Annotated in this window: 4 protein-coding genes and 3 tRNA genes; all 7 read right to left on the bottom strand. The window is 53.0% G+C overall.

Going from position 1 to position 3,114, the window contains the following annotated elements; translation table 11 throughout:
* Positions 1 to 96, bottom strand: a 96-nt coding sequence (locus ACQKIK_RS22540; RefSeq protein WP_260985023.1) for a GTP-binding protein, incomplete at its 3' end; no start/stop codon positions are given.
* Positions 97 to 179: 83 nt separating this feature from the next.
* Positions 180 to 255 (bottom strand) — tRNA-Thr (locus ACQKIK_RS22535).
* A gap of 26 nt (positions 256 to 281) precedes the next feature.
* Positions 282 to 355, bottom strand: a tRNA-Gly gene (locus ACQKIK_RS22530).
* A 25-nt stretch (positions 356 to 380) separates the two neighbouring features.
* Positions 381 to 465, bottom strand: a tRNA-Tyr gene (locus ACQKIK_RS22525).
* Between the two features lie 139 nt (positions 466 to 604).
* On the bottom strand, positions 605 to 1,267 hold the full coding sequence (locus ACQKIK_RS22520) for an SPOR domain-containing protein (RefSeq protein ID WP_499137458.1): 663 nt from the start codon (positions 1,265 to 1,267) through the stop codon (positions 605 to 607).
* A gap of 10 nt (positions 1,268 to 1,277) precedes the next feature.
* Complete coding sequence (locus tag ACQKIK_RS22515; protein WP_499137457.1) at positions 1,278 to 2,018, bottom strand: type III pantothenate kinase; 741 nt, start codon at positions 2,016 to 2,018, stop codon at positions 1,278 to 1,280.
* A complete protein-coding gene (gene birA, locus ACQKIK_RS22510) occupies positions 2,008 to 2,973 on the bottom strand; it encodes a bifunctional biotin--[acetyl-CoA-carboxylase] ligase/biotin operon repressor BirA (RefSeq protein WP_499137459.1) in 966 nt (321 codons plus the stop codon). Before birA ends, ACQKIK_RS22515 begins: the two co-directional genes overlap by 11 nt.
* Positions 2,974 to 3,114 lie beyond the last annotated feature (141 nt).

The following is a 3,114-nucleotide window of genomic DNA, read 5'->3' as shown; positions in this document are numbered from 1 at the left end:
CAGCGCTGCGGTGAGCGTGGTCTTGCCATGGTCGACGTGACCAATGGTACCGACGTTCAGGTGCGGTTTGTTACGTTCGAATTTTTCTTTAGCCATCGAGACCGTCTCCCATCGTTGAATTGAGCTAGTCACGCCACCATTAAAACAAAGGCAGATATTTACATATCTGCCTTTGAGATTGGAGCTCATGAGCGGATTTGAACCGCTGACCTCACCCTTACCAAGGGTGTGCTCTACCAGCTGAGCTACATGAGCGTATCGTATTTGCGCGAGCAAAAACCTGGAGCGGGTAGCGGGAATCGAACCCGCATCATCAGCTTGGAAGGCTGAGGTTCTACCACTAAACTATACCCGCGGTAGCCTAGGCCGACGCTATAAACTGGTGGAGGGGGAAGGATTCGAACCTTCGAAGTCGATGACGTCAGATTTACAGTCTGATCCCTTTGGCCGCTCGGGAACCCCTCCAAAACGAGGCGGCATTTTCAATGCCATCCTCTTAACTGTCAAGCAATTTCTCATTAAAATCCTGAGGTTAGCTTTCGTGACAGTTCTCCTCAAACAACCCAAAGGGCTGTGCGACGGAGCGGGCGCCATTCTATGGAAACTATTCTACGTTTGCAATGCTTGAACACGGCATTTGTTGATGACCCAGCTTGGGGAAATCCCTTAGGAGTTCACCAAGCAATGAGTCGGTCAGGAGGCGCTGCTGAACGCCACTCACCTGAACCCAGTAGCTACGGTGTGTTCTCGGCAACTCGCGTATAGACGCCATATAACTAATGGCTTTTAAGCGACTTACAACGCTTTCAGCGGAGTCCTTACGAGAGAATATCCCTAGTGATATTCCATTAGACAGATCGCCGACGGTAATTATGTAACTGTCAATATTGCGAGATTGGAGCTCTCTCAGCTGACGTAGCGATGCTTGCCGCGAAACTAGCGGAGGCAGATATACCCAATAGTCAGTGCCAGCAGCCTCATCGATAGACTTGACGCTGGCATCAATATCAAGACTTAGCAAACGCTGCTCAACGTCCAGCGCCACCGATTCTTGGTCGAACCCACCCAAAAATACGCAAACACTCCCCTCGTGGACGGAAGAACCACGAGGCTCCAATGGCTTGGTTTCGCTAAGCAACTGGATATCAGCCTCTTGGGAAACGGGAGGCGCCACGACCTCGCCCGCCCCCCTAGGAGGCTGCTGGTTGATGTGATGGAGGTAAAATAGAAGATTTAGCACTACCAGCAGCATTAAAAGCCAGCGCATGGATACCTCTTTAGGGACAGGCTATCGCCAGCCCCCTGAAAACCAGATCAGGCACGCATCTAACCCTAGGGAGATCTGCAACCAGTGCTGCATCTCCGCCGGTAACATAGATGGTGAAGTTTTTACCCAGATGATCTCCAGCGATGCCAATCTGGCTTGTAACGTAGCTTCGCAGCATGATCAAACAACCTCGCTCGACACCCTCGGCGGTGTCCCTGCCAGGCGTGATATCACTCAACGCAACGGTGGATAGCGCAGGGTCGTATTGGATGCGCCGGGTGTGAGCAAGCAGCTGCCCACGCAGAAGCGCTAAACCTGGCGCTATATAACCACCCAAGTGCACGCCATTACAGTCGACTAAATCTATAGTGACCGCAGTGCCGAGGTCGATAACCAAACATGGTCCTTTGCACATTTCATAAGCGGCGATGATAGCCAACCACCGATCCGAACCCAGCCGGCCCTGTTCCTTATAACCATTAACAACGCCCGCGACGCGCTTGGCTGGACTCACCTTAAGCACTTCCACCCCTAGTGCACCAGACAGCACGTCTGTCAATGCACCGGTTTCCGCATCGTCTCTGACGCTCACCATGCGGCAACGGGTAATTTTCCCGATATCTGCATTGAGCAAGTCCTGAAGCAGGTCCATCGCCTGCGCTGCGATACCCCCTACTACCAACGCGCCATCAACATTTGAAATAACCCGCCACTTGATGAAGCTATTGCCGCAATCGAGCTCAAGAATCATCGTCTAGCCTCAAACTTAATTCTCCACCACTGAAACACCGCTCACCCTGCCCTTCAATCCAAAGGCGTAGCGCACCCTGCTCGTCTATCCCGTTCATCATTCCTTTAACCTGTTGGGTGCCGGTGCTTAACGTACAGCGTCGCCCGCGCCAGATATTGTTTGCCTCCCACTCGTCGCGCAATGACGAAAATCCCTCACGGGCATGCCTTTCTAAATAGTGAGATAAGGCTTCACTGACAAAGCGCGCCAGGTCATCGCGGCTCGCCAGCATTCCGGTCTGCTCACGCACCGACGTCCAGGCCTGACCGATGCCCTGAGTGCTCGGCGCCATGTTCACGTTCAGTCCAATCCCGATAATCACATGACATACGTCCGCCGGATCACCATTCAGCTCTAATAGAATGCCTGCTATTTTTCTGCCGCCTGCATATACATCGTTGGGCCACTTTAGTCCCGCACTTTCGATGCCAGCCCGATGAAGCGCACGGAGAACGGCCAGCCCAACGACTAAACTCAATCCAGACAATCCCTGGAGGCCATTCGAAACCTTCAGCACCAAGGTGTAATAAATATTTTGTGCCGGCGGGCTCGTCCACACACGCCCTCTACGGCCCCGCCCATGAGTCTGGCCCTCAGCCAATACCACGAATGGCGCAGCTAAGCCCGCCTGTAGCAACCTTAAGGCCTCTGCATTAGTGGAGTCGGTTGACTCTCGAAGATAGAGCTGCCAACCCAGAGGAGCCAACACAGCGGCGTTGTCCTCATAACTCAGCAGCGAAAGAGGCGCTGCCAAGCGATACCCCTTCCCTGGCACTTTGAATAGCTCAATACCGGATTCATCCTCAAGTCGCTGGAGGTATTTCCACACAGCACTCCGACTTACACCGAGAGCCCTTCCTAACTCTTCGCCAGAATGAAAACGACCGTCACCGAGCAAACGTAGCAAGCTATTCATTACCCCTCCAGGCTTCGGACAGACATAATCGATGCCCTTGAACACATTCGAGTTTTCCAAACGCCAAAGACAAACCCCCGATCCTCTTACGAAGATCGGGGGTTTGGTGTAGAAGCTTGACGATGACCTACTCTCACATGG

The sequence above is a fragment of the Pseudomonas sp. NPDC047961 genome (assembly GCF_050272435.1).
Lineage (GTDB): Bacteria > Pseudomonadota > Gammaproteobacteria > Pseudomonadales > Pseudomonadaceae > Stutzerimonas.
This window is presented reverse-complemented; position numbering and strand designations above follow the sequence as displayed.

Coding starts and splice junctions, on each gene's coding strand:
- ACQKIK_RS22520 (WP_499137458.1), bottom strand. CDS start 1,267: ATGCGCTGGCTTTTAATGCTGCTGGTAGTGCTAAATCTTCTATTTTAC.
- ACQKIK_RS22515 (WP_499137457.1), bottom strand. CDS start 2,018: ATGATTCTTGAGCTCGATTGCGGCAATAGCTTCATCAAGTGGCGGGTT.
- birA (WP_499137459.1), bottom strand. CDS start 2,973: ATGAATAGCTTGCTACGTTTGCTCGGTGACGGTCGTTTTCATTCTGGC.